General features: G+C 65.0%; 21 protein-coding genes. 13 read left to right on the top strand and 8 right to left on the bottom strand.

What is annotated here, in order from left to right; genetic code table 11:
* Positions 1-58: 58 nt before the first annotated feature.
* From ABZS43_RS28515 to ABZS43_RS28505, 3 genes are read right to left on the bottom strand one after another with little or no spacing between them, the layout of a single operon-like run.
* The gene (locus ABZS43_RS28515; RefSeq protein WP_355039062.1) at positions 59-1,606 is read right to left on the bottom strand and encodes an AMP-binding protein; all 1,548 of its coding nucleotides are present in this window, start codon (positions 1,604-1,606) and stop codon (positions 59-61) included.
* Positions 1,606-2,409 (bottom strand): enoyl-CoA hydratase/isomerase family protein, encoded by an 804-nt coding sequence (locus tag ABZS43_RS28510; protein WP_355039061.1) that lies wholly within the window; start codon positions 2,407-2,409, stop codon positions 1,606-1,608. The genes ABZS43_RS28515 and ABZS43_RS28510 overlap by 1 nt, the downstream gene beginning before the upstream one ends.
* A 50-nt stretch (positions 2,410-2,459) precedes the next feature.
* On the bottom strand, positions 2,460-3,263 hold the full coding sequence (locus ABZS43_RS28505) for an enoyl-CoA hydratase-related protein (protein ID WP_355039060.1): 804 nt from the start codon (positions 3,261-3,263) through the stop codon (positions 2,460-2,462).
* A gap of 112 nt (positions 3,264-3,375) precedes the next feature.
* Between ABZS43_RS28505 and ABZS43_RS28500 the strand changes: the two genes are divergently transcribed.
* Positions 3,376-4,068 carry a hypothetical protein gene (locus tag ABZS43_RS28500; RefSeq protein WP_355039059.1) on the top strand — a complete coding sequence of 231 codons (693 nt, stop codon included), beginning with the start codon at positions 3,376-3,378 and terminating at the stop codon, positions 4,066-4,068.
* A 43-nt stretch (positions 4,069-4,111) separates the two neighbouring features.
* Positions 4,112-5,008, top strand: a complete 897-nt coding sequence (locus tag ABZS43_RS28495) for an enoyl-CoA hydratase/isomerase family protein (RefSeq protein ID WP_355039058.1) — start codon at positions 4,112-4,114, stop codon at positions 5,006-5,008.
* A gap of 111 nt (positions 5,009-5,119) precedes the next feature.
* On the opposite strand, the gene ABZS43_RS28490 is transcribed toward ABZS43_RS28495, so the two are convergent.
* The 4 genes from ABZS43_RS28490 to ABZS43_RS28475 all read right to left on the bottom strand — a co-directional run bounded on the left by ABZS43_RS28490 (position 5,120) and on the right by ABZS43_RS28475 (position 9,256).
* Positions 5,120-5,878, bottom strand: coding sequence for a TetR/AcrR family transcriptional regulator C-terminal domain-containing protein (locus ABZS43_RS28490; RefSeq protein WP_355039057.1), 759 nt, complete (start codon positions 5,876-5,878; stop codon positions 5,120-5,122).
* Between the two features lie 313 nt (positions 5,879-6,191).
* Entirely contained in the window at positions 6,192-6,992 is an 801-nt protein-coding gene (locus tag ABZS43_RS28485) for an enoyl-CoA hydratase-related protein (protein WP_355039056.1), read from the bottom strand.
* 77 nt (positions 6,993-7,069) lie between these two features.
* Positions 7,070-8,278, bottom strand: coding sequence for a cytochrome P450 (locus tag ABZS43_RS28480; RefSeq protein ID WP_355039055.1), 1,209 nt, complete (start codon positions 8,276-8,278; stop codon positions 7,070-7,072).
* Positions 8,279-8,470: 192 nt separating this feature from the next.
* Positions 8,471-9,256 (bottom strand): SDR family oxidoreductase, encoded by a 786-nt coding sequence (locus tag ABZS43_RS28475; RefSeq protein WP_355039054.1) that lies wholly within the window; start codon positions 9,254-9,256, stop codon positions 8,471-8,473.
* Positions 9,257-9,412: 156 nt separating this feature from the next.
* Here ABZS43_RS28475 and ABZS43_RS28470 point away from each other — a divergent pair, with 156 nt between their 5' ends.
* Positions 9,413-10,648, top strand: coding sequence for a cytochrome P450 (locus ABZS43_RS28470; RefSeq protein WP_355039053.1), 1,236 nt, complete (start codon positions 9,413-9,415; stop codon positions 10,646-10,648).
* Positions 10,649-10,769: 121 nt separating this feature from the next.
* The gene (locus tag ABZS43_RS28465) at positions 10,770-12,266 is read left to right on the top strand and encodes a carboxyl transferase domain-containing protein (protein WP_355039052.1); all 1,497 of its coding nucleotides are present in this window, start codon (positions 10,770-10,772) and stop codon (positions 12,264-12,266) included.
* Between the two features lie 78 nt (positions 12,267-12,344).
* Here ABZS43_RS28465 and ABZS43_RS28460 read toward each other — a convergent pair whose 3' ends face one another.
* The gene (locus tag ABZS43_RS28460) at positions 12,345-13,169 is read right to left on the bottom strand and encodes an enoyl-CoA hydratase-related protein (protein ID WP_355039051.1); all 825 of its coding nucleotides are present in this window, start codon (positions 13,167-13,169) and stop codon (positions 12,345-12,347) included.
* A gap of 311 nt (positions 13,170-13,480) precedes the next feature.
* Here ABZS43_RS28460 and ABZS43_RS28455 point away from each other — a divergent pair, with 311 nt between their 5' ends.
* The 9 genes from ABZS43_RS28455 to ABZS43_RS28415 all read left to right on the top strand — a co-directional run bounded on the left by ABZS43_RS28455 (position 13,481) and on the right by ABZS43_RS28415 (position 24,435).
* Positions 13,481-14,686 carry an amidohydrolase family protein gene (locus ABZS43_RS28455; RefSeq protein WP_355039050.1) on the top strand — a complete coding sequence of 402 codons (1,206 nt, stop codon included), beginning with the start codon at positions 13,481-13,483 and terminating at the stop codon, positions 14,684-14,686.
* 124 nt (positions 14,687-14,810) lie between these two features.
* Positions 14,811-16,436 carry an AMP-binding protein gene (locus ABZS43_RS28450; RefSeq protein ID WP_355039049.1) on the top strand — a complete coding sequence of 542 codons (1,626 nt, stop codon included), beginning with the start codon at positions 14,811-14,813 and terminating at the stop codon, positions 16,434-16,436.
* A 2-nt stretch (positions 16,437-16,438) separates the two neighbouring features.
* Positions 16,439-17,272, top strand: coding sequence for an amidohydrolase family protein (locus ABZS43_RS28445; protein WP_355039048.1), 834 nt, complete (start codon positions 16,439-16,441; stop codon positions 17,270-17,272).
* Positions 17,273-17,298: 26 nt separating this feature from the next.
* Entirely contained in the window at positions 17,299-18,351 is a 1,053-nt protein-coding gene (locus ABZS43_RS28440; protein WP_355039047.1) for an acyl-CoA dehydrogenase family protein, read from the top strand.
* Between the two features lie 12 nt (positions 18,352-18,363).
* Positions 18,364-19,566, top strand: coding sequence for an acyl-CoA dehydrogenase family protein (locus tag ABZS43_RS28435; protein WP_355039046.1), 1,203 nt, complete (start codon positions 18,364-18,366; stop codon positions 19,564-19,566).
* Positions 19,567-19,580: 14 nt separating this feature from the next.
* Entirely contained in the window at positions 19,581-20,783 is a 1,203-nt protein-coding gene (locus ABZS43_RS28430; protein WP_355039045.1) for an amidohydrolase family protein, read from the top strand.
* A 29-nt stretch (positions 20,784-20,812) separates the two neighbouring features.
* Positions 20,813-21,634 carry an enoyl-CoA hydratase gene (locus tag ABZS43_RS28425; RefSeq protein ID WP_355039044.1) on the top strand — a complete coding sequence of 274 codons (822 nt, stop codon included), beginning with the start codon at positions 20,813-20,815 and terminating at the stop codon, positions 21,632-21,634.
* A 22-nt stretch (positions 21,635-21,656) separates the two neighbouring features.
* Complete coding sequence (locus ABZS43_RS28420) at positions 21,657-23,315, top strand: OB-fold domain-containing protein (protein WP_355039043.1); 1,659 nt, start codon at positions 21,657-21,659, stop codon at positions 23,313-23,315.
* 106 nt (positions 23,316-23,421) lie between these two features.
* Complete coding sequence (locus tag ABZS43_RS28415) at positions 23,422-24,435, top strand: Rieske 2Fe-2S domain-containing protein (protein WP_355039042.1); 1,014 nt, start codon at positions 23,422-23,424, stop codon at positions 24,433-24,435.
* Positions 24,436-24,593: the final 158 nt, after the last annotated feature.

Genomic DNA, 24,593 nt, shown 5'->3' with positions numbered 1-24,593 from the left:
TACCCCGTCGTTGACGCCGGGGAGGAAAAGGTGGATGTGTCGCTTGTGTTGCATGGCATTATCTTTCGTTAGGATCGAACACACGGGCGAAGTAGTGCGGTACACGGCAGGGGGAACCGTTAAGATCGCCTCGAACGGACGTAGCGGTTTCGGTGAAATGACGCCGGACCGCGGTCAGATCCGCTTTGCCCGACGGCGTGCGCGGAATGGCATCGACGATCGCGATCTCGGTGGGAATCTCGTAGCGCGCCAGTCGGGTTCGTAGGTATTCGACGAGTTCGCCGCTGTCGGCGGACTGGTCATCGCGCAGTTCGACCAGTGCCACCGGCGTTTCGCCGAGACGCTGGTCGGGCCTGGCGACCACCGCCGCGCCCAACACCGCCGGATGGCTTTCCAGGGCTCCGCGCACGTCGTCGGGCATGATCTTGAAGCCACCGCGGATGATCGCCTGATCGGCGCGTCCGAGGATCCACAGGAATCCGTCGGCATCGATGCGCGCGAGATCGGTGGTGCGTATCCAGTCCGCCGCAGGGCCGAGCTGGCCGGGTTTGACCTCGAGGAGGCCCGGCTCGCCTGCCTCGGATATGGCGCCGTCCTCGCCGACCACCCGCAGCTGAGCGCCCCCGCTGGCGCGGCCGACACTGCCCCGCTTGGTATTCCAGTAGCGCTGATGGTCCGGCAGCGTCCAGCCCGCGACGCCGCCACCGAATTCGGTCGCGGCATAGGAGGTCAGGACCGGAATCCCGAATTTCTCGAAGAAGGCGTCGGCGTCGGCAGCCGACAGCGGCGCGGTGCCCGAGGTGACGACCCGGACGCCGTCCAGATCCTCTTTACCCAGATCCGAATGCAGCACCATGCGCAATGCGGCAGGGACCAGCGACACCGCGCCCGGCCGATGCGTCCGCACTGCCTCGGCCCAGCGGTCGAGTTCGAATCGGGGCAGGAAGACGAACGGCCGCGCCTCGGTGACGCATTGCAGAACCCGGAAGACGCCACCGATATGGACCAGTGGCGCGTTGACGATCGCGACGCCGCGGCGCGGTTCGCCCGGGGACGTCCACTTCTCCGGAACCGGCCCCATCACACTGCGCGCCAGCATGTCGTAGGTGATGTCTACGCGTTTGGGCGGTCCGGTGGTTCCACTGGTGAGCATGCGCACGGCGACGCCGGATTCCGCTGTGCCGGAATCGATATCGCTGATCGGCGACGTCGATCGCGGTTCGGCGCGCAGATCCGTGATCGTCACCGTCGCCGTGCCGGGAGGGACAAGGGCCGCCGAGTCATCGGGCCCGCCGATGACCAACGGCAATCGCAGCGCGGCGATATCGGCACGGGTGCGATCGTCACCGCGCGAGGGGTTGATCACCACCACGGTGCCGCCTCCGATCAGTACGCCCAGGAGTGCGGCGACATGTTCTGGCCGATTGCGCAGCAGAATGCCGACCTGACCCGGACCCGTCGCATACGCGCCGATACGGTGCGCCAGATCGCCGATTTCTCGCCACGAATTCCACCGGCCGTCGTATTCGAGCGCGGGAGAATTCGGGGACAGTGCGAGCACGTCGGCGATGCGGAGGCTCAACGGGTGGCTGTCGTCGCCTGTCATCAACGGATCCTCGGTTCGAGCGGGATATTCTGGCGACTCGCGTCGTTCGCCGCGGCCGCCAGTTCGGCTTTCGCGATCGGATTGCCCAGGCGGGTGTAGATGAGTCCGTGGTCGAGTGCGGCACGGTAGGGCTTGTCCAACGATTCCCAGATCGCTTTGACGGTGCCTTGTGTCGCGGCGGGCGGTTTGGCGGCGATGGTCGCGGCGATCTCGTGTGCGCGAGCCCAGAGTTGTTCGCGTGAAACGACTTCCGAGACAAGCCCGATGCGGAGAGCGGTTTCGGCGCAGACCCGTTCGTCATTGCCCATCAGCGCGATGCGCAGGGTCTCGCCGAGTCCGACGCGGCGCATGAGCCCGATCGGTTCCAAGGCGCAGACCAGCCCTGCCGAGACGTGGGAGTCGAAGAAGGTGGCCTCCCGTGAGCAGATCACCACATCGGCCTCGTTCACGAAATAGAACGCGCCCGCGGTGCACATCCCCTGGACGGCGCACACCACCGGCTTCCACATCTTCTGCCATTTCGGGCTGAGCGCCTCGCCCGGATCGTCGTGATGCCACACGCTCGACGGCTGCCCGTAGGCCGTCTTGATATCCAGACCGGAGCTGAAGGCGCGATCACCCGCTGCCCGCAGGACGACGGCATTGACCGAGTCGTCGAGTTTGAGCAGATGCCAGGCGTCGCGGATCTCCTCGCACATGGTGCGATCGAAGGCGTTGAGCCGCTCCGGCCGGTTCAAGGTGAGGGTGGCGACCCGGTCCGCCCTATCGATCTCCACCAGAATGGTCTCGAATTCGGTACTCATCGGCTCGGTGCTCATCGGCTCGGTGCTCTTAGGCTCGGTCGGCTCGGGACTCATCGACACTGCCAATCCGGAGTCCGCTTCTCTACGAAGGCTTTCGGTCCCTCGAGCGCGTCCTCGGTGCGGGTGACGCGTTCGCGGAATGATTCGGCGAGCATCTCGGCTTCGTGCAGCGGCACGTCGAGCCCCTTGAGGATCGCCAAACGCGTGCCCCGGACCGCCAGCGGCGCATTGGAATTGAGGATGTCGCCGATTTCGTGCGCGCGGTCGAGCAGTCGCTCGTGCGCGACGACCTCGGTGATCATGCCCAGTTCGTACGCGCGCTCGGCGCTCATCCGCTCGTGCTTACCCATCAGCGCCATGCGCAGCGCGACCGAGCGCGGCAGTACCCTGGCCAGGCGCACCACTTCCCGCCCGGCGACCAGCCCGATGCTGACATGCGGATCGAAGAAGGTGGCCTTGTCCGAGGCGATGACGATATCGCCGGTGGTGACCCAATCGAGTCCGGCGCCGCAACATATTCCGTTGATCGCGGCCAGAATCGGTTTGGTCATACTGCGGAACGGCGGCGTGCCCTCCTGGGGGGCCTCCCACTGTTCGTAGGTGGACAGGTACGGCTTGTCGTTGAGTACCTTGCCGTCGCCGGGAATCGCCTTGACGTCGGCGCCGGTGCAGAAGGCGCGACCGGAGCCGGTGACGATGATGAGCCAGACCTTGTCGTCGTTCTCGGCCTCGTCGTAGGCGGCGCGCAACTCGGTGATCATATGCGGGCTGAGCGCGTTGAGAGCATCGGGGCGGTTCAGCGTGATGGTGGCCGTATGCCCGTCGACCTCGTATCCGATGGTGTCGAACGGCATCGTCGTCTCCTCCTGGGCCGAGCGATGACGGCCCATACTGTTATATGTACAGTAGACAATACCGTCAGCCGCTGCCAAGGTGGCGGAAAGTACCGACGACGAAAGAGGTCCGATGGCCGAGAACGGGCACTCCGACCCGGACGGCGCGGCGGCGCCCGATCCCGATGTGCGCTTCGGCGAGCGGCCGCTGGCCCAGACCGTCGCCGCGGCCGCGGCCATCCGAAGACTCAGCGGCTTGTTGTTGGCACAGGAACATCCCCACCCCGCGGTGGACACCATGCTCGCGCGTATCGGCGAATGGGAAAGAGAACTCGCCGCGGCGGCCCCACCGGATCCGACACCGCGGGTCGGTGACGCGGCGAGCGAAACGCAGCGCGTCTACCTCGACCACGCCTTCGATATCGGCGCGTTCAACCCGTGCTTCCCGGAATACACTTTCGACCATCTCGACGCCGAGACGGCGAACGGGCGCATCACTTTTCCGCTGGTGTACGAAGGTCCGCCCGGACTGGTGCACGGTGGTTTCCTCGGCGTCTTCTTCGATGCCGTCATCCAGCAGCAGAGCTGTGCGGCCGGCCTCGCCGGTAAGACGCGGTCGATGAATATCATCTATCGCCGCCCGACGCCGATCCTGGTCGAATTGAGCTTCGATATCACCAGGTCGGTACAGGAGACGGGGATCGAATCGACGGCCAGGCTCACGCGCGACGACGAGGTGCTGTGCCGGGCGGTGGTGCAGACCGTGGCCGTTCCACTCGCGCGGCTGTCCACCTCGCGCTACGGAAAGCGGACGGCGCGTACATGACGCGCGCACACGTCCCCGTCCACGAGAAGGAAGAGACTTACCGATGACCAGTTCCAGCGCCGCCGATGGCCGCGTTCTCTACGAGGTGGACCAGGACAACAGGATCGCCACCGTCACGCTGAACAATCCAGCGCAGCGCAATTCCTACGATGCGGCCATGCGAGACGGTGTGGCGCGATATCTGGACGAGATCGCCGAGGACGATGACATCACCGTCGTCGTGTTGCGCGGGGCCGAGGGTGTTTTCAGCACCGGCGCGGATATGAACAATGCCTACGGCTGGTACGGCGAGCGCGGTTCGGGCAATGGCGGCAAACCGGCCAAGAGCAGGCCGAGTCAGCGACGCAGACTCACCGTCGACCGCAAATCCTTCGGCTTCTACCACAATTTCATGGGCTTTCCGAAGGTCACCGTCGGGGAGATCGGCGGTTACGCGCTCGGCGGCGGCTTCGAAATGGCGCTGATGACCGATATCTCGGTGATCGCCCGCGATGCGAAGATCGGCATGCCCGCCACGCGGTTCCTCGGCCCGGCGCTGGGCAGTCTGCACATGTTCTTCCACCGGCTCGGTCCGGTGCTGGCGCGCCGGATGTTGCTGACCGGCGACATCATCGAGGCGGGGGCCGTCGAACATCTCGGCGTCTTCACCGAGACCTGTGATCCGGCCGCGGTGACCGCGCGGGCGCGCTACTGGGCCGAGAAGGCCGCGAAGATGCCCGCCGACGGCGTCGTTATCGCGAAGGAGGCTTTCCGGCTGGTCGAACAGAGCCAGGTCTACCAGGGCGAGGAAGTGGCGAGTTATCTGTTCCACGCCTTCGGCACCAATCTGCAATTCGCGCCGGGGGAATTCAATTTCGTGAAGACTCGCGCCGAACACGGCACCAAGGAAGCGTTCAAGCTGCGGGACGAACATTTTCACGTGCCGGAACCGGATCGGTAGCCGCTTGCCGGTGACAGATCGCGGAAGGGCCCGACGCGAATCGCGTCGGGCCCTTCTCGGTCGTCGTATCCGATCCTGAACCACTCGTGAGTGACGGCATCGGGGCTCACCCTAGCCTGCTGCCGCCGCCGATTTGCTGGTACGGCGTGGGGTGGCGGTCTTGGCGGGCTTATGGGACTCGATCAGTGAACTGGCGTGGTCGAGAATGCATTCCAGGCCGTATTCGAAGTTCCGGTCATCCGGCGCACCCGATTTGCGCCCCTTGGCCATCGCCTCGGCGAGTAGCGGAGTCGTCTCGGGCTCGACCAGAATATCGTCGTAATACGCACCGGCCTGCGCGTCCTGCTCCTTGTTCTTGTCGTAGAGACGCTGCAACACCACCGATCCGCGGATATGCAGGCTGATCGCCGAGTAGGTATCGAAAGCCTCGTCCACGGATAAACCGGCCTCGACGAGACTGGCTACCGCGTGCTCGGTCTGGCGCGCACCCAACTGGGCGGCGTGCGGACTCAGCGCCGACCTGATCAGGATCAAATCGCACAGGATGGGGTTCCCCAGGAAAACGCTGCGCATAGTGCGCGCGTGCATGATCAAGGACTCGCGCCAGTCGCGAGCCTCCACGAACGGTGTGGCGAAGACGTACTGGCTCAGCGCGCGATCGGTCATCGCGTTGAGCAGATCGTCCTTCTTACGGAAGTACCAGTAGATACTCGTGACTCCCACATCGAGATGCTTACCCAACAGCGGCATGCTCAGACCGTCGATCGACACCTGTTCGGCGAGTTCGAACGCGCCCTCGATGATGTCCTCCGGATTGAGAGAGCCGCGCTCGCGTCTCGGCCGCTTGGCGGCGGCGGTTCGTTTCGTCATTCCCGATCCCACTTCCGTGAAAGGTCTATTTACCTGAACACGAACACGTCACTTCAGGTCCAAGCCGATAAGGGCGGTGCCAAAGTTCGGTCCGCGAAACGTGTTTCGAGTGTTCGGTAACGGGACTGAAAGTAGCACAGTAAATCATACCACGGCAGTTACTGTCGTACCGTTTCGAGGGGGGTGTGACGTCATCGATTACCCAGTGTGACCGGCGATTCATCCGGGGTGGCATCCGAGTTACCTGGATCACAGTTTGCGGGCATTATCGAATTGTTTTCGGGAACCGGCGATTCGGAATTCAGGCGACAACCTACCCGGTCGGCCCCCAGGTGCCGGTGAACACCGGATCGCGTTTCTCGGAAAAGGCGGCGAAGGCTTCCAGGACGTCGCGGCCGGACAGGTTTATCGTCTGCGCGCGTGCCTCGTTGGCGAGCGCCTCGCGCATGGTGTGATCGGTGCCGTCGTTGAGCAGGGCCTTGGTCTGGGCCAGCGCCGTCGGCGGTCCCGCCGCCAAACGGCCGGCGAGGTCGTCGACGAATTCGTCGATATCCGCCTCGGACCGAATCCAGGTGACCAGACCGAGCGAATGCGCTTCCTCGGCGCCGATCATGTCGGCGAGCAGGGCGAGGCGCTTGGCCTGCTGGAGTCCGACCAGTTTGGGCAGTAGCCAGGAACCTCCGCAGTCCAGTGACAGCGCGCGGCGGCTGAAGATCTGGCAGAACCGCGCCTGGGGCGTGGCGACCACGAGATCGCATCCGAGCGCGAGATTCCATCCCGCGCCCGCCGCCACGCCGCGCACCTTGGCGATGGTGGGCACCTGCAGGTCGTGCAGGCGCTGCACCACCTCGTTGATGGCGCGCATCTGCCTGCTCGGATCGGGGAATTCCGCCATGCCCGAGGCGTCGGAGATATCCGCGCCGGAACAGAACGCGTCGCCCGCGCCGGTCAGCACAAGGGCGCGGACCCCACCGCCGTAGGTGGCGTCGTGCAGGGTGTCCCGCAGCGCCGACCACATCGCCATGGTGATCGCGTTCTTGCGATGCGGGCGATTGAGTGTCAGTGTGCGCACACTGCCGACATCCTCGATGAGAACTGCTCGTTCGTCGGTCATGATGTCATCCTTTCGTCGCGCTACGCTGTGCGCGGCCGGGCCGATCGCACCCGGATCGCCGAATCGGGCGGCGCGGCTCAGACGACATCGAAGGTCACCGGCAGCGAGGTCGGCGAACGGAACGGTTGTCCGAAGATATGCGGATCGCCCTCGGGCAACAGCGTGAAATTCGTGAGCCGCTGTAACAGGCATTCGAGGGCGACACGGGTCTCGAGCCGGGCGAGGTGCAGGCCGAGGCAGGTGTGCGCGCCCGCGGTGAAACTGATGTGGGGGATATGGCTGCGGAAGATATCGAATTCCTCCGAGCGCTCCCAGCGGTTCTCGTCGCGGTTGGCCGAGCCCAGGCATAAATCGAGTACCGCGCCTTCGGGAACGGCGACGCCCTCCAATTCGGTATCTTCGGTCACATATCGCTGCACCAATGTCAGCGGCGTTTCGAACCGCAGACCCTCTTCGATGGCCTGGGGGAGCAGATCGTGATCCTGCTGGACCGCGGAGAGCTGCGCGGGATGAGTGAGCAGCAGATAGAGCAGATTCCCCGAGGACCGGTACGTCGTTTCCAATCCTGCGGGCAGCAGTAATCGCAGGAACGAGTAGATGGCCCTATCGGTCAGCTTCTCGCCATCGATCTCGGCGGTCACCAGATCGCTGATGATGTCGCCGGTCGGATTCGACCTGCGTTGTTCGATATGGCCGAGGAAGTATTCCTTCAGATCCTTCGACGCTTTCAGCGCGCGCGGCACATTGCCCGCGTAACTGATGATCGATACGGCCGCCTCGCGGAAGAAGGGGAGATCCTCTTCGGGCAGGCCGAGCAACGTGGCGATGACCCGGGTGGGGAATTCGAAGGTGAAGTCCCGGATCAGATCGGCGCGGCCCTCCTCCACGAATTCATCGATGAGCGCTTCGCAGATCGGCCGCACTACCTCCGGTTCCCAGACCGTCAGGTTCTGCGGTTTGAATGCCGCGGACACCAGGTTTCGGTGTGCCCGGTGGGTGCTGCCCTCCATGGCCAGGATGGTCGGCCCCATGAATATGCCGATCGTGGAATCGTAGAGCTTGGTGCTGAACACCTTGCTGTTGCGCAGCGCGCTGTTCACCGCCGTCCATGACACCGCGGCGTAGGAATCCGAAGGGCGCAGCGACTCCGGGGTTTTGGCGTAGTCCATGACGGTTCCGTGGAAGACGCCGCCCTCGCGCCGTCTCGCGGCGAAGAAGGGGTAGGGGTCACGGGGATCGATGATGTCGCGCACCGTCACTGATTTGTCTTCAACAGGGCTGTCCACAGCTCACCTCTGGCTTCGTCACGCCGCACGGCTCTCGGGAGTTACAGCATACTGTAATATATACAGTATGCAAGATCAGTGTCTCCGCCGATGCGCAGTCGAGGTCCGGCACGTGTTGTGGCGGTTGGCATTACCGGAGGAGTCCGCGCCGTCCGGCGCCCCGGACGCGCCCGCGGAATCGGCGTCGGACGACTACAGCGCGACGGGCGCGCCGACCGACAGTGGTGCGACGAAACCGCCGTCGACGTGGATGTCCTGCCCGTTGATCCACCGCGATTCCGGCGAGCCGAGGAACGCGATCACCGGCACGATGTCGGCGACGGTGGCATGTCTGCCGATCGTGGCCTTCACGGTGTCGAGAACTTCCTTGCCCATGGAATCCTCGAAATCGGCGAGAATCGGCGTCTCGGTCGGTCCAGGGCTCACGGTGTTCACCCTGACCCCGTATTTCCGCCACGCGGCGGGTGCGAGCCGCTTCGCGTAGATGATCGCGGCCTGCTTCGAGGTGCTGTACACCGGATAGTTCGGATCCTGGGTCGCCTGCCACCGCTCGACGGATTCGGCGTCGGCCGCGTCGAGCAAACCCTCGAGATCGCCGAGACGCTGCTGCCAGCCCAGAGCGGCGACCGAGGCCACGGTGACGATCGCCGCGCCCTGGCGCAGCAGTGGCAGCATGCCTGTGGTGAACAGTCGCATGCCGAGGTAGTTCACCTTCAGTACGTCGGCGGCGGGCGCGGTGCCGGGCAGGCCTGCGACGTAGGCCAGCGCATCCCAGTCCGGTCCGATCCGACCGAGTAGAGCCGTGATGGCCGAGGCGTCGCGCAGATCGCACAATTCGTGCCGCGCTGCGGGGGTGTCATTGGGGCGGACATCGATCGCGAGCACGTGGTCGCCGCGCTGATGGAAGTGGGTGGCGGTGGCCGCCCCGATCCCCGATCCCGCGCCGACCACGATGACTCTGCGTTGTGGGGAAACCATGGGTACCACCGCTCCGATACGCTAACTGGCATCCATTACAGAATGCTTGACAGTAAGGGTCACTATAAATCACGCTTGTGGTCGAGACAACGATCCGGGACGCCGCCTGCGCGGTGCGCGGAACCGCAGGAAAACCCGAGGAACGGAAGGTCGCTGATGAGCATGCCGATCGTCGACGATGCCGCGAACGTACTGGCGGATCCGACCGCGTACGCGGATGAGACGAGGTTGCACACCGCGTTGACGACGCTGCGCGCCGAGGCGCCGGTTTCGCGGGTGGACGTGCCGGGGTACAAGCCGTTCTGGGCGATCACCAAACACGCCGATGTCATGGCGATCGAACGGGCGAACCGCACATTCACCAACTGGCCGCGTCCGGTGCTCATGACCGCCGAATCGGACGAGATTCAAGCGGCCATGGGTGTTCGCACGTTGATCCACATGGATGATCCGCGGCATCGGATCATGCGTTCGATTGCCGCGGACTGGTTCAGTCCGAAAGCGATGCGCGCCATGGGCGTCCGGATCGATGATCTCGTGAAGCGCTACGTCGACAAGATGCGCGATACGGGTGGTGAATGCGATTTCGTGCGGGAGGTCGCGGTGAACTATCCGCTGTACGTGATCATGTCGTTGCTCGGGGTTCCCGAATCCGACTTCCCGCTCATGTTGAAGCTCACCCAGGAGATGTTCGGCAGCGACGACGACGAGCTGAAGCGTTCGACGCAGTCCGACGAGACCATGAACGCGCTGCTCGAGATGTTCGCCTACTTCCAGACCTTGACCGTCGCGCGCCGGGAGAACCCGACCGACGATCTCGCCTCCACGATCGCCAACGCCACAATCGACGGTGAACCGCTGTCGGATATCGACACCATGTCCTACTACGCGATCATCGCCACGGCCGGACACGACACCACCAGCAGCAGTATCTCCGGGGGGCTGCGTGCGCTGATCGAGAATCCCGACCAACTCGGCAGGTTGCGCGACAACCTCGATCTGATGCCGCAGGCGACCGAGGAGATCATCCGCTGGGTGACACCGGTCAAGGCTTTCATGCGTACCGCCGCCGAGGACACAACGGTCGGCGGTGTTCCGATCGCGGCGGGCGATTCGCTGCTGCTCTCCTATGTCTCCGCCAATCGTGACGAGGACGCCTTCGACGACCCGTTCCGCTTCGATATCGAGCGCGAGCCGAACAAACATGTCGCTTTCGGGTTCGGCGTCCATTTCTGTCTCGGCGCGGCATTGGCCCGCATGGAGATCGGCAAATTCTTCGCCGAATTGCTGCCGAGGCTGACCTCGATCGAACTCGACGGTGAACCCGAACTCACCGCGACGACGTTCGCGGGCGGACTCAAACACCTCCCGATCCGGTATTCCGTGACCTGACGGGCGGATTCGCTGACCTGCCGCCACAGGTGAGCGATCGCGACGACGCGGTGGGGGCCGCGGCACAGACCACCGACGCGCCGTCACCGGCCGAACGATCACAGGGAACAGGGACCTACCGATGACCAATGCCAAGACCTGGGACGAAACGCTGGAGGATCTCGGGCGCCGCCGTGCTCGCGTATTGGAGATGGGCGGTCCGGAACGGGTCGCCAAACACCGGGGGAAGGGCAAACTGGACGCGAGGGCGCGCGTCGAGCGACTGCTCGATCCCGGTACGTTCCAGGAGTTCGGCACCTTGGTGGGCGGCGAGGTCGCGGCCGACGCGGTCGTCACCGGCTCCGGGCTGATCAATGGTTCGCCGGTGATGGTGGGGGCGGAGGATTTCACCACGCTGGCAGGCACGATCGCGCCGGGCAGCAATTCCAAGCGGTACCGCCTGGCCGAACTCGCGGTGCGGAACAAGGTGCCGTTGGTGATGCTGTTGGAGGGCGCGGGTTTCCGCCCGACAGGAGCCCACTACGGGCGCACCCCCACCGATCTGCTGGCCCAGGCGCAATGCTCGGGAAAGATTCCGATGGTCACCGGGGTACTCGGACCGTCGGCCGGACACGGCGCGCTGATCGCTCCCGTCTCGGATTTCTCGATCATGAGCCGGCAGGGCGCCATCTTCACCGCGGGCCCGCCGGTCGTGAAAATCTCTACGGGAGAGGATATCTCGAAGGAGGATCTGGGTGGCCCGGATGTGGCGCTACCGAGCGGGGTGATCCACAATGTCGCCGAGACCGACGAGGACGTTCTCGACGAGATCCGTCGCTACCTGTCCTACTTCCCGCCGAGCGCGTGGTCCTATCCGCCGGTGTACCTTCCCGATGACTCGACCGGCCCGCGGGCCACACCGGAGTTGCTCGACATCGTCTCCCGGGACAACCGGCACACCTACGATATGCGCGGCGTGCTCGATGTGGTCTTCGACGGCACCGACTGGTTCGAGGTACAGCCCGAATTCGGCACGGCCATCATCTGCGCGCTGGCCCACCTCGGCGGTCACCCGGTCGCGGTCGTCGCCAATCAGCCACAGGTACTCGCGGGGTCGATCGACGCCGATGCCGCTGACAAGGCCGCCCACTTCATCCAGGTGGCCGATTCCTTCCATCTGCCGATCATCTTCCTCGCCGACAATCCCGGCATGCTGCCCGGCAGCGAGTCCGAACAGGAGGGCGTATTGCGCAGCGGCGCGAAGATGTTCGTGGCCCAGACAGCGGCGACGACGCTGAAACTGCATGTGACCCTGCGCAAAGCATACGGCTTCGGCTCGATGGTGATGTCGCTGATCGGATTCGACGGGCAAGCGGCGACCTTCGCCTATCCGGGCGCGACGATGGGTGCGATGAGCGCCGCGGCACTGAGCAACGCCTCCCACGCCCAGGACGACCTCGCCGCGGAACTACAGCAGATGGAGCTACAGGCCTCCTACCACTCCGCCGAGCATATGGGTTTCGACGAGTTGATCCGACCGGAGGAAACACGCGACGCCCTGCTGCTGTCGCTGCGGCGGGGGATCTACAGCAGGCAGGCCGCGGCGCAACCGGTGTGCCGCACCGCCATCATCCCCTGATCGAGCAGCGAACGGGGCGTCGGAGCAGATATCCGGCACCCCGTTCGCGATGTGTCGGCGGTCGGTCGGCCCCGCAGGTCACCTGCCCTGGAATTGCGCGGGGCGGCGTTGCTGGAAGGCCGCCAAGCCCTCTTTGAAATCCTTCGTGCGACAGGCGAGTTCGAGGCCATACAGTTCGTTGTCCATCGCATCGGTCAGCCCGGTGTGCTGATTGCGATGGATGGCCTGTTTGGTCAGTCCGAAGGCGACGGTCGGCGCCGCTGCCAGCCGGGCGAGCAGTTCGTCGGTGCGCCGGTCGAGTTCGGCGGGTTCGGTGGCGCGATGGATCAGGCCCCAGTCGGCGGCGTCCGCGGCGCCGACCTTCTCGCCGAGCAGGAGCATCCGCTTGGCGCGAGTCAGCCCGATCAGTCGCGGCAGCAGCCAGGTCGCGCCGGTGTCGGGACTGAATCCGCGCGGCAGGAAGGGCTCCCAGAACACGGCGTCGGAATCGGCGAGGGTGAAATCCGCGGCGATCGCCAGATTGCATCCCATACCCGCGGCCCAGCCCCGGACGGTGCAGACCACCGGCAGGTGGATGGTGTGGACGAGTTCGATGACGCGGTGCGCGGTATGCGGGATGCGTCGGACCAGGTCTCCGGTGCGCGGGCGTTCGCCGTTGGTGTTGGTGTTGGTGCTCACCCAGTCGACGCCCGAGCAGAAGTCGTCGCCTGCGCCCCTGATATGGATGACGCGCACACCGTCGTCGGTCGCGGCGTCGCTCAGCGCGGCGACGAGTTCGTCGATCATGGTGTGGGAGAGTGCGTTACGTCGCCCCGGGCGGTCGATCGTGAGACGTAGGACCGGTCCGTCGCGATGCGTGCGGACCGTCGCGCCGGTATCGGTCGGAGCATTGTCGTTATTCACTGCGGTACCCGCTTCTTCCTGGGCAGTGCGGTCGCGTGCGCCATACTGTCATATATACAGTAGATGATACCGTTTGTAGTCGGCGCTGGTATCGGAATGGTTGCGCGCCAACCCTTGCGCGGAGCCCTACCGATACGTATACAGTAGACATATCTATTCGGTTTGCGGCAGGCCGATCGGTATCAGGAGGTTGCCACCCGAGACGGATCGTCACGACCGATCGCCCAGGGTCGCGCCGGGCGCCGACGCCGATCCGCCAGCCCTCACACGGACATGTCGAAACGACCATCCAGCGAAATGAAAGGATGCTGATGACCGCGCTCAGCTACTCGGCGATCGACGTCGACAACCACTACTACGAGCCGCTCGATGCGTTCACCCGGTATCTGGACAAGGACTTCCGGCGTCGCGGCGTGCAGATCGTGCGGGACGGCAAGTACCACACGACGATCATCGGCAATCGGGTCAATCGCTTCATCCCGAATCCGACCTTCGATCCGATCATCGTGCCCGGCTGCCTGGATCTGATCTTTCGCGGTCAGGTTCCCGAAGGGGTCGATCCCGCGACACTGATGAAGGTCGAGAAACTCGAGCTGCGCCCGGAATACCGCGACAGGGATGCGCGCGTCGCGGTGGTCGACAAACAGGGGATCGAGACGATCCTCATGTTCCCGACCTTCGGCTGCGGCGTGGAAGAGGCGCTGCGAGAGGATATTCCGGCCACGATGGCCTCGTTGCACGCTTTCAACCGCTGGCTGGACGAGGACTGGGGCTTCGACCGGCCCGATCACCGTGTCCTCTCGGCGCCGATGATCTCACTGGCCGACCCGGTCGCGGCGGTCGAGGAGGTCGAGTTCGTGCTGGCGCGCGGTGCGCGCCTGGTGCACATCCGCCCCGCCCCCGTACCCGGTTCCGCCAAGCCGCGCTCGCTGGGGGACCGGTCGCACGACCCGGTGTGGGCCAGACTGGCCGAGGCGGGGATTCCGGTCGCCTTCCACTTGGGCGACAGCGGATATCTCAAGGTCGCCGCCATGTGGGGCGGTAAGGATGTCTTCGAGCCGTTCGGCCCCGGCGACGCGCTGGACAAGATCCTCGTCGACGACAGGGCCATCCACGACACCATGGCCTCGATGGTCATCCACGGCGTGTTCGATCGCCATCCGACGCTGCGGGTCGCCAGTATCGAGAACGGTTCGGACTGGGTGCACCGGCTGTCCAAGCGGATGAAGAAGCTGGCCAACCAGTCGCCGCGGGCTTTCCCGAACGATCCCGTCGAGACCTTGCGCGAGCACGTGTGGGTCGCGCCGTACTACGAGGACGATCTACCCGCGCTGGCGGAGAGGATCGGCGCCGAGCGCATTCTGTTCGGCTCGGACTGGCCGCACGGCGAGGGGCTGGAGAATCCGGTGTCCTTCACCGAGGAACTGGCCGGATTCGACGCGACGGACGTGCGAAAGATCATGCGCGACAACGCCTTGGAATTCCTCGGGGTGCCCGTCGCCTCCTCGCCGCGATAGTACGGCGAGGACGAGATTCCATGTGTGCACGACCAGTCGCGACCTTTCCCGGCGCGTCCGGATCCGACGTCGGATCGCGACATTCGCCGCCGACCGCGCGCGGCTCGCAAATCGGAGGGCTCTGTTGACCGAATGGACGATCGGAGCCGTCTTCGATGAGATAGCGGCGGCCGTGCCGGACCGCACGATGACCATCTGCGGTACTCGTCGACGCACATTCGGCGAGTCGGCACTGCGCACCCGCCGTTTCGCGAACTTCCTGGCCGAGCGCGGATTCGGCGAGCGGACCCCGCGCGAGCGGCTCCAGCGCTGGGAGTGCGGCCAGGACCGCGTCGCACTGCTCATGCGCAACGACCAATATCTCGACGTGATGCTCGGTTGCGTGAAGGCCCGCGTCGTCCCGGTGAATATCAACCATCACTACACGGCGCGCGAGATCAGGGATCTACTCGCCTACGTCGAACCGCGCGCCATCGTCTATCACAGCTCCTTCGCTTCGGTCGTGGCCGAGGCCGCCCCGGACAGCGTGGAATTGCTGGTGTCGGTCGACGACGGCAGTGACACAACGGAACTCGCCGGCGCCATCCCGTTCGAGCAGGCGGTGGAACTCGGCGCGCCCGACCCGGTCATCGCGACCTCTCCCGATGATCTGGTGATGCTGTGCACCGGCGGGACGACCGGACGTCCCAAGGGTGTGCTGTGGCGGCAGAGCGATATGTACGTGTCGTCGATGAACGGCGCCGACCACGAATCCGCCGCACCCCTGCACAGCCTCGCGCGGATGACGGGATTCGTGTGGTTCGCGGTGTCTCCGCTCTCGCACGCGGCAGGCATCTGGACCTCGTTCGCCGGTCTGCTGGCCGGGCAAACGATCGTGCTCTACGACGACAGGAAGAAATTCGACGCGCACACCGCGCTGGAGACAGCGGAGCGCGAACGAGCCGCGCTGATGACCATCGTCGGCGACGCCTACGCCGCACCGCTGGTGCGCGCGTTGCGCGAGCGCACCTACGACCTGTCCTCGCTGCTCGGCATCGGAACAGGCGGCGCGGCGACCAACCCCGCCTACCGGCGCGAACTACTCGAGCATATCCCGCACGCCTACATCGTCGAAGGGTACGGATCGTCGGAGACCGGGGGAATGGGCTTCGGCCGCAGCACGCGCGGCGCCGAGGTCGACACCTTCGCCCCGATGCCCGGCGGCACCGCCGTGTCCAAGGACCGAACGCGCTTCCTGAGACCGGGGGAGACCGAGGTCGGATGGGCGGCCCGCACCGGCCGGGTGCCGCTGGGATATCTGGACGACCGCGAGGCCACCGAGAAGACGTTCCCCGTCATCGATGGGGTGCGCATGGCCATCCCTGGAGACCGTGCGACGGTCGACGCCGACGGCACACTACGCCTGCTCGGGCGGGATGCGCTGGTGGTCAACACCGGTGGCGAGAAGGTTTTCGTCGAAGAGGTCGAAGAGGTGCTGCGGGCGCATCCGGAAGTCAGCGATGCGCTGGTCGTCGGCAGGCCGAGTCCGAAATGGGGGCAGGAGGTCGTCGCGCTGGTCTGCTCCGCAGGGGGCGAGCCCATCACCGGAGCGGCCCTGCGACAGTCCTGCCGAACGCGATTGGCCGGGTTCAAAGTGCCCAAGGAAATCATCTTCGTCACCGAAATTCGACGCCTCGGAAATGGCAAGCCGGATTACCGATGGGCCAAACAGCGGGCCGTCGAAGGTGTCACGGAAGGAATCGGAGCCTGACGATGCGGAAAGTAAACGACTGCCTGGTCAATGTTCACTTCGGTGAACGTGAGCAGCCCAACTGGATGCTGAAGGTCAGGGACGACTATTTCAAGGGCTCGACTTCCATGTACGCGCAGGTCGATCTCACCGAATTGCTCGACGAGATGGACGAACAGGGCGTCGAGAAGGCGATCCTGATGTACTCGATGGTCAAACCGTCCACCACGACGCTCAAATTCGTCGAGGCGCGGCCGGAGCGATTCTCGTTGGCGCTCAACGGGGTCGACCTGCTCCATCCGGTGGCGTCGCTGCGTGAACTCACCTCCCTGGTGAACACCCTGCCGGTGGCCTACACGACGACGGGACCGAGTTTCTGGGGCGACGGACAGTATCCGCCGACCGACGCGGTCTACTATCCGCTGTACTACAAATGCGCCGAAATCGGTCTGCCCCTGTGCATGAACACCGGCATCCCCGGCCCGCCGATTCCGGGTGAGGTGCAGAATCCGATCTATCTGGATCGGGTCTGCTATCGGTTCCCGGAGTTGCGGCTGTGCATGATCCACGGCGCCGATCCGTGGTGGGACACCGCGATCCGCCTGCTGATGAAATACGAGAACCTCCGGCTGATGACTTCGGCCTGGTCGCCGAAACGGCTGCCGGAGAGCCTGATTCATTTCATGCGCACGCGCGGCGAGAACAAGGTGATCTTCGGTTCCGATTGGCCGGTGCTCGCCATGCGCAGGCTGGTGCCGGAGGCGGTGGCGCTCGACCTGCCCGACAACGTCCTCGACAACTACCTCTACAACAACGCGCAGGAATTCTTCTTCGGCGACCGATCTGTCGGCGACTGACACGCGCCGGAACAAGGAGTACGAATATGGACCGCTACGAATTGCGCAGGCAGGATTACAGCCTGTCCGAGGATCAGACGGAACTGCAAGCCGCGTATGTGAAATTCTTCAAGACGCGGTGCTCGCTCGAGGTCGTCCGTGCGGCCGAACCCGCGGGTTTCGACAAGAATCTGTGGGAGCAACTGTGCGGGACCGGCGCGACCACGATGGCGCTGCCCGAGTCGGTCGGCGGGGACGGCGCGACGATCGTCGATCTGACCTTGGTCGCCGAGGAACTCGGACGCGCGATCGCACCGGTGCCGTGGATCGATCACGTCTGCGCGGCGCGACTGCTGGCCCGGCTCGGGGCGTTGTCCGCGGGTGATTCCGAGACCGCCGACGTGGTCGAGGGCAGGCAGTTGGTCGTTCTCGATCCGCGCGTCGACGCGGCGGCCGGACTCCGGCTGATTCCGTCGGGATCGATCGCCGATCACGTCATCGTGCGCGACGGCGACGAGATCGTGCGACTGAGTTTCGATACCCGCCCGGCGAAGGTGGACAATATCGGCCGCCTGCCGATGGCGTGGGTCGATCCGGGCGCCGCCGACCGGCGAACCGTTCTCGCCGCCGGTGCCGAGGCGCGCGCGCAGTACGACCGGGCGCTCGACGAATGGCGGGTGCTCACCGCCGCGGCGCTGGTCGGGCTCGTCGAGGAAACCATGCGCGTGGCAGCGGAATTCGCGACCACCCGCTACACCATGGGCGTCCCGATCTCGACCTTGCAGGGGATCTCGCATCCGCTGGCCAATATCGCGGTCGTCGTCAACGCCGCCCGTGCGCTGACCCGTCGCGCGTCGTGGTTCCTCGAATTCGAACCCGATTTCCAGCCGGGACTTGCGGCGGCGGCCTTCGTCTACATCGCCGACGAGGCCCCCAAGGCCGCCACCATGGCGGTCCAGGTCCAGGGCGGCCTCGGGGTTTCCACGGAATCGGCCGCGTCGGCCTATCTGCTGCGCGCCAGGGGATGGCCGCTCGCCGCGGGCGATGTGGGAGCCAGCGCGGCACAGGTCGCCGAACGCTTCGCGGCCGCACAGGCCTAGGACGGAGGAATCATGGATTTTTCACGAGTCGAACTCCGCGAGGACGACGAGAAGTTTCTGGCGGGGGTGCGCGAATTCCTCGACACCCACGTCACCGACGACGTGCGCCGCCGAGATCGCGAGACCGGCGATAATTTCGACGAGGGTGTGCACCTGGCGATGGGCGCGGCGGGCTGGCTCACCGCCGAACTGAGCTCGGAAGCCGACGGCGGACTGAACCGCCTGCGGCGGCGGCTGTGGGATTTGGAGAAGCGGCGGTCGCACGTGCCGTGGGTCACCTGGGGTACCACCATCATCGTGTCGAAATCCGTCCGGCAGCACGGATCCCCCGAATTGCGGCAGGAGGTACTGCCCGGCCTCGAGCGCGGTGAGATCCGGCTGTGCCTGGGATATACCGAGCCCGAGGGCGGATCCGATGTCGCGATGTGCAAGACCCGCGCGGTACGCGACGGTGACCAGTGGGTGATCAACGGCTCGAAGATGTTCACTACCGGCGCGCACAACTGCCAGTACGTCTTCCTGATCACCAATACCGATCCCGAGGCACCGAAACACAAGAGCCTCACCATGTTCCTGGTTCCGCTCGACAGTCCCGGCATCGAGATCCAGGGCATCCGCACCGTGGACGGCGACCGCACCAATATCGTCTATTACAGCGATGTCAGGGTCGACGACAAATACCGGCTCGGCGATGTGAACGGCGGCTGGGCCGTGCTGATGGCCCCCCTCAACGAAGAACACGGAGTGGTGGGCGAGTCGGCCGACGGTCTGCAGGACGTCTCGGTCATGACACACCAGGGTGTGATGATGGCGACCGCGGTCGACCGGGTCACGGCGATCGCGGCGCGCGAGGGTCCGGACGGCCGCCGACTGCTCGACGACACGTCGGTGGCGTATCGGCTCGGCCGCAGCATCGCCAGGGTGGAGGCGGCCCTGTCCGCGCCGCATATGTTCGGGCGGGTCGCCATCGCCCAGGCGATGCGTGACATCTCCCCGGATCTCATGGATATTCTCGGTCCCGCTTCGGCGCTTCCGATCGATACCGAGGGCGCCGCCGATAACGGTGGGGCCGAATACATCTACCGCTGGGCGCCGCTGTGCGGCATCTACGGCGGCACGCTCGAAGTCTTCCGCAACATGATCGCCCAGCACGTGCTCGGACTCGGGCGCGCCAACTATTCGCTTCCGGCCAAGCCGAAGGCGAAGGTGAGCTGAAAAGGAGCCTTACCATGCCTTCACGCCAGGTCGGTTTTCCGGTTTTCGACTCGGATAACCACATGTACGAGACGCGGGACGCGCTGACGAAATTCCTGCCGGACCGCGTCAAGAATACGATCCGCTACGTCGATCTCGATGGGCGCACGAAAATCGTCGTGCGCAATCTGATCAGCGAGTTCATTCCCAATCCGACCTTCTCGGTGGTCGCGAAACCCGGTGCGCAGGAAGACTATTTCCGCTACGGCAACCCGGACGGCAAATCCGCCAGGGAGATCATGGGCGAGCCGATGAAGTCGATTCCGGCGTTTCGCGAACCCGCGGCGCGGCTGGCGAAGATGGACGAGTTGGGTATCGACTACGCGTTGATGTTCCCGACGCTGGCCAGTCTGGTCGAGGAGCGTCTCAAGGACGATCCCGCGCTCACCCACGAGGTGATCCACGCGTTGAACGAGTGGATGTTCGAGCAGTGGTCCTTCGATTACGAGGGCCGGATCTTCGCGGTTCCGGTGATCACGCTGCCGGTGGTGGATCGGGCACTGGAGGAGTTGGAGTGGTGCCTCGAGCGCGGCGCGAAGACGGTGCTGGTGCGTCCCGCGCCGGTGCCCGGCTACCAGGGCACCCGCTCGTTCGGATTCGAGGAGTTCGACCCGTTCTGGCGTCGCTGCGTCGAGGCGGGTATTCCGGTGTCGATGCACGCTTCCGACAGCGGATACTCGGATGTGCTCAACATCTGGGAGCCCGCGACCGAGTACCAGCCCTTCATCCCCACGGCATTCCGCACCGCGGCCATGGGTAGCCGCGCCATCGAGGACGCCATGACCGCGCTGGTCTGTCACGGAGCGCTCTCGCGGGTGCCGGAATTGCGGATCCTGTCGATCGAGAACGGCGCGGATTGGCTGCCGACGTTGTTCCGGAATCTGAAGCTCGCCTACAAGAAACTGCCGCATCTGTTCCTGGAGGATCCGGTCGTCGCGTTCAAGCGGTGCGTGTACATGAATCCGTTCTGGGAGGACGATTACCGCGAGATCGTGGAGTTGATGGGCGCCGACCATGTGATCTTCGGATCGGATTGGCCGCATCCGGAAGGACTGCGGGATCCGCTGAGCCTGCTCGACTACTTCGACGGAATCCCCGAGGACGACGTCCGCAAGATCATGGGCGGCAATATGTTGCAGTTGCTCGGAATGGATTCCAAGGTGGGCGCCGACCGCTGAGGCCGGCCCACCAGAACGAAAGGTCAGTTATGAGTGCGGATCTCGTCCTGTACGACGTCGCCGACGGCATCGCGACGATCACCCTGGATCGTCCCGAGGTGGCGAACGCGTTGAATATGGAACTGCTCGACGAACTCGACGTGGTGTGGACGAGAGCGGGCGACGATCCCGAGGTCAGAGTGATCGTGCTGCGCGCCAACGGAAAGCATTTCTCCTCGGGTCACGACATCGATCCGAAGACCTGGAACAACAAGTCGAAATGGCTGGTCTCGGATATCTACGATGTCGAGGCTCGCCGATACGTGGGCTATTCGCTGAAGTGGCGCAATATCCCGAAACCGTCGATCGCCGCGGTGCAGGGTGTCTGTATCGCGGGCGGTCTGCTGCTGGCGTGGCCGTGCGATCTGATCGTCGCGGCCGATAACGCCAAATTCTCCGATCCGGTACTCGCCATGGGTATCGGTGGAGTCGAATACCACGGCCACACCTGGGAACTCGGCCACCGGCTGGCCAAGGAGATCCTGTTCACCGGCCGCGCCATCCTCGCGGAGGAGGCGCATCGCGTCGGCATGGTCAACAAGGTGGTCCCGCGCGATGAACTCGATTCGGCGACAAGGGAGTTGGCCACGCAGATCGCTGCCAAGCATCCCTTCGCGCTGCGGATGGCCAAGCGCGCGGTCAATCAGACCCTCGATATCCAAGGCTTCACCACCGCGGTGCAATCCGTCTTCGATATCCATCAGCTCGGGCACGCCCACGCGATCTCCGAGAGCGGACTGCCTGTGCTGATCGCGCTGGAGGGGATGAAGGCCGAGGTATCCCAGCAGCGCGATTCCGCCACGCCACGCTGAGATCGGTACCCGAGGAGAACACGTGTCCGGGACATCGGAACGTCCGCTGCCGTCGATCACACCGGAGACCGAGTTCTTTTGGACTTCCGGTGCCGATGGCCGACTGCGGATTCAGCAATGCCAGTCGTGTGCGGCGCTGATCCATCCACCGCAGCCGGTCTGTCGGCACTGTCGCGGCGACCGCATGGGGGTACGCGCGGTGTCCGGGTACGCCACCCTGATCGGTTTCACCGTCAACCACCGCTTCACGCTGCCCGGCCTGCCCGCGCCGTATGTCGTCGCACAGGTCGCCCTCGAGGAGGATTCGCGGGTCCGGCTGACCACCAACACGGTGGAATGCGAACCGGAACAGCTCGAACTCGGCCTCCGGATGGAGGTGGTCTTCCAGCACGTCGGTGCGGTGTGGCTGCCGCTGTTCCGTCCGGCCGCCGTGTCCGGGCCGTTGGCGCCATTGCCCGATGACCCCATCGATCCCGCGTCCATGCGCGATCATGTCCGGCCGATGGCGACGCGGGAGAAGTTCGAGGACAAGGTCGCCATCACCGGAATCGGCATGTCGCCCATCGGCCGTAGGCTCATGGCCGATCCGCTGTCGCTGACGGTGCGAGGTTGCCGCGCCGCTGTCGAGGACGCCGGACTCCGACTGGAGGATATCGACGGCCTGGCGACCTATCCGGGTTCGGGTAACCTCGGCCCGTTCACCGAGGGCGGTGTCACCGCGGTGGAGTCCGCTCTCGGTCTCCGGCCGACCTGGTACAACGGCGGTGGGGAGACCTTCGGGCCCGGCGGTTCGGTGATCGCGGCGATGCTGGCGGTCGCGGGCGGTCTGGCCAGGCACGTGCTGTGTTTCCGCACCATCTGGGAATCCACCTACGCGGAATTGGTTCGCGCGGGATCTCTTTCGCCGCCCCCCGGCATCGCCGACAGCTGGCTTGCCCCCTACGGCGCGATTTCGGCGGCCCACCTGCTCGCGCAGACCGCGCAGCGTCATTTCCACCGCTACGGCACCGACCGGGAGACGCTGGGCTGGATCGCCCTCAACCAACGCGCCAACGCCGCCCTGGATCCGACGGCGATCTACCGCGATCCGCTCACCATGGACGACTACCTGTCCGCGCGTCCCATCACCACCCCCTTCGGTCTGTACGACTGCGACGTACCGTGCGACGGCGCGGTCGCGGTAGTGGTCTCCGCGCGGGAAACCGTGGCCGATCTGGCCCAGCCGCCGGTTTTCGTGGAGGCGGTGGGAACCCAGATCATCGAACGCCTCGAATGGGATCAGAGCACATCGACCCATGAGCCGCAGGTACTGGGCCAGGCCGCCCATCTGTGGTCGCGCACGGCACTGCGTCCCGATGACGTGGATGTGGCCGAACTCTACGACGGATTCACCTTCAACTGCCTGTCCTGGATAGAGGCGCTGGGATTCTGCGGAATCGGCGAGGCCAAGGATTTCCTGCGTGGCGGCAGGAATATCGCGCGTGACGGCGTGCTGCCCCTCAATACCCACGGCGGGCAACTCTCGCACGGCCGTACCCACGGCATGGGCCTCATCCACGAGGCGGTCGCGCAATTACGCGGTCAGGCAGGCGCTCGCCAGATCCCGGACGCTCGCGTCGCCGTCGCCAGCGGCGGCGGTCTGACGCCGAGCGGCGTGCTACTGCTGCGGGCGGACCGGTGACCCGCCGGTTCCCGTAGGCGAAACGGCCGATACGGGGTCGCCAAGCCGGTATACGTACGTTACTGTAATACTAACAGTAACGTTATCGAAATGCGGGAGGTGTCACGTGAAGGTTCCCTTCACCTGGAAGGTCACCGGTTGGTTCATGGTCGGCTGGTCGGCCGAGTTCCCGCTCGGTGAGGTCCGGCCGCTGCGATACTTCGGCGAGGATCTGGTCGCCTACCGTGACGAATCCGGCGAATTGCATATCCTGACCGGCCACTGCCGCCACCTCGGCGCGCATATCGGCTACGGCGGCAAGGTGGTCGGTGATTGCGTCGAATGCCCCTTCCATGGGTGGCGGTGGGGGCCGGACGGCACCAATCGCAAGATCCCCGGCCAGGATCGGACCAACCGCGGCCTGCGGCTGCGGGTCTACCCGGTCAACGAGCAGAACGGCTGCGTGTTCATGTGGCATCAGCCCGACGGCAAGGAGCCGCAATGGGAGATGCCCGATATCCTGCGGCTGTTCCCTGACCTCGGCACCGACCCGGCGAACTTCTATCGTCCCTACCCCGAGTTCTCCCGTAAGACCGAGAAGGAACCGGTGCATCCCCAGGTCGTCCTCGAAAACGGCCCGGACAGCCTGCATTTCGAGTATGTGCACGGCGCAACCGTCACGCCGCAGATGCTGGACTACAGCGCCGTCGACCACACCTGGTCGTTCCTCACCGGCTGGCCCGACGCGCGCAGCGACGATCCGGAGCGGATGGCGCTCAAGATCCACGCCCAGATGTTCGGCCTCGGCGGTTCCATCAGCGCCTTCGAGGGTTCATCGAAACATCGGCTCATCTTCGCCACGACCCCTGTCGACGACGAGTGCTTGGATCTGTTCTATTCGATCTGGTGGCCGAGGAATCCGGGCGACGATTCCGACGTCCCGCCCCCGGAAGTCCAGGCCCGCGTCGAGAAGCAGTTCCTGGTCACCGTATGGGAAGACCTCAGCATCTGGCGCCACCAGAAGTACGTCGAACGGCCCCCGCTCTCGCCCAAGGACGCGAAACCCTATATGTCGCTGCGCAAATGGGCCACTCAGTTCTATGATGTGCCACCGGTTGACGCGGCGAGCACCTCGGCGTGAGCCGGTGATCGTGGAGGTGGTGCTGCCGCGCGACGCCGTCGCGGGGGTGCCACGCGAATACGGCACCGCGATCATCGACACCACGCTGTGACTGCTGGCGACCGTCACCACGACCGAGGAACTGCTCGCGCCCTGGCGGTAGACCCCCGACGACGCCC

It is taken from the genome of Nocardia sp. NPDC005366 (genome assembly GCF_040606855.1).
Taxonomy (GTDB): Bacteria; Actinomycetota; Actinomycetes; order Mycobacteriales; family Mycobacteriaceae; genus Nocardia.
This window is presented reverse-complemented; position numbering and strand designations above follow the sequence as displayed.

What these genes read in the sequence shown, in the direction of transcription:
- ABZS43_RS28515 (WP_355039062.1), bottom strand. Translation starts at nt 1,606, where the DNA reads ATGACAGGCGACGACAGCCACCCGTTGAGCCTCCGCATCGCCGACGTG.
- ABZS43_RS28510 (WP_355039061.1), bottom strand. Translation starts at nt 2,409, where the DNA reads ATGAGTACCGAATTCGAGACCATTCTGGTGGAGATCGATAGGGCGGAC.
- ABZS43_RS28505 (WP_355039060.1), bottom strand. Translation starts at nt 3,263, where the DNA reads ATGCCGTTCGACACCATCGGATACGAGGTCGACGGGCATACGGCCACC.
- ABZS43_RS28500 (WP_355039059.1), top strand. Translation starts at nt 3,376, where the DNA reads ATGGCCGAGAACGGGCACTCCGACCCGGACGGCGCGGCGGCGCCCGAT.
- ABZS43_RS28495 (WP_355039058.1), top strand. Translation starts at nt 4,112, where the DNA reads ATGACCAGTTCCAGCGCCGCCGATGGCCGCGTTCTCTACGAGGTGGAC.
- ABZS43_RS28490 (WP_355039057.1), bottom strand. Translation starts at nt 5,878, where the DNA reads ATGACGAAACGAACCGCCGCCGCCAAGCGGCCGAGACGCGAGCGCGGC.
- ABZS43_RS28485 (WP_355039056.1), bottom strand. Translation starts at nt 6,992, where the DNA reads ATGACCGACGAACGAGCAGTTCTCATCGAGGATGTCGGCAGTGTGCGC.
- ABZS43_RS28475 (WP_355039054.1), bottom strand. Translation starts at nt 9,256, where the DNA reads ATGGTTTCCCCACAACGCAGAGTCATCGTGGTCGGCGCGGGATCGGGG.
- ABZS43_RS28470 (WP_355039053.1), top strand. Translation starts at nt 9,413, where the DNA reads ATGAGCATGCCGATCGTCGACGATGCCGCGAACGTACTGGCGGATCCG.
- ABZS43_RS28465 (WP_355039052.1), top strand. Translation starts at nt 10,770, where the DNA reads ATGACCAATGCCAAGACCTGGGACGAAACGCTGGAGGATCTCGGGCGC.
- ABZS43_RS28455 (WP_355039050.1), top strand. Translation starts at nt 13,481, where the DNA reads ATGACCGCGCTCAGCTACTCGGCGATCGACGTCGACAACCACTACTAC.
- ABZS43_RS28445 (WP_355039048.1), top strand. Translation starts at nt 16,439, where the DNA reads ATGCGGAAAGTAAACGACTGCCTGGTCAATGTTCACTTCGGTGAACGT.
- ABZS43_RS28440 (WP_355039047.1), top strand. Translation starts at nt 17,299, where the DNA reads ATGGACCGCTACGAATTGCGCAGGCAGGATTACAGCCTGTCCGAGGAT.
- ABZS43_RS28435 (WP_355039046.1), top strand. Translation starts at nt 18,364, where the DNA reads ATGGATTTTTCACGAGTCGAACTCCGCGAGGACGACGAGAAGTTTCTG.
- ABZS43_RS28430 (WP_355039045.1), top strand. Translation starts at nt 19,581, where the DNA reads ATGCCTTCACGCCAGGTCGGTTTTCCGGTTTTCGACTCGGATAACCAC.
- ABZS43_RS28425 (WP_355039044.1), top strand. Translation starts at nt 20,813, where the DNA reads ATGAGTGCGGATCTCGTCCTGTACGACGTCGCCGACGGCATCGCGACG.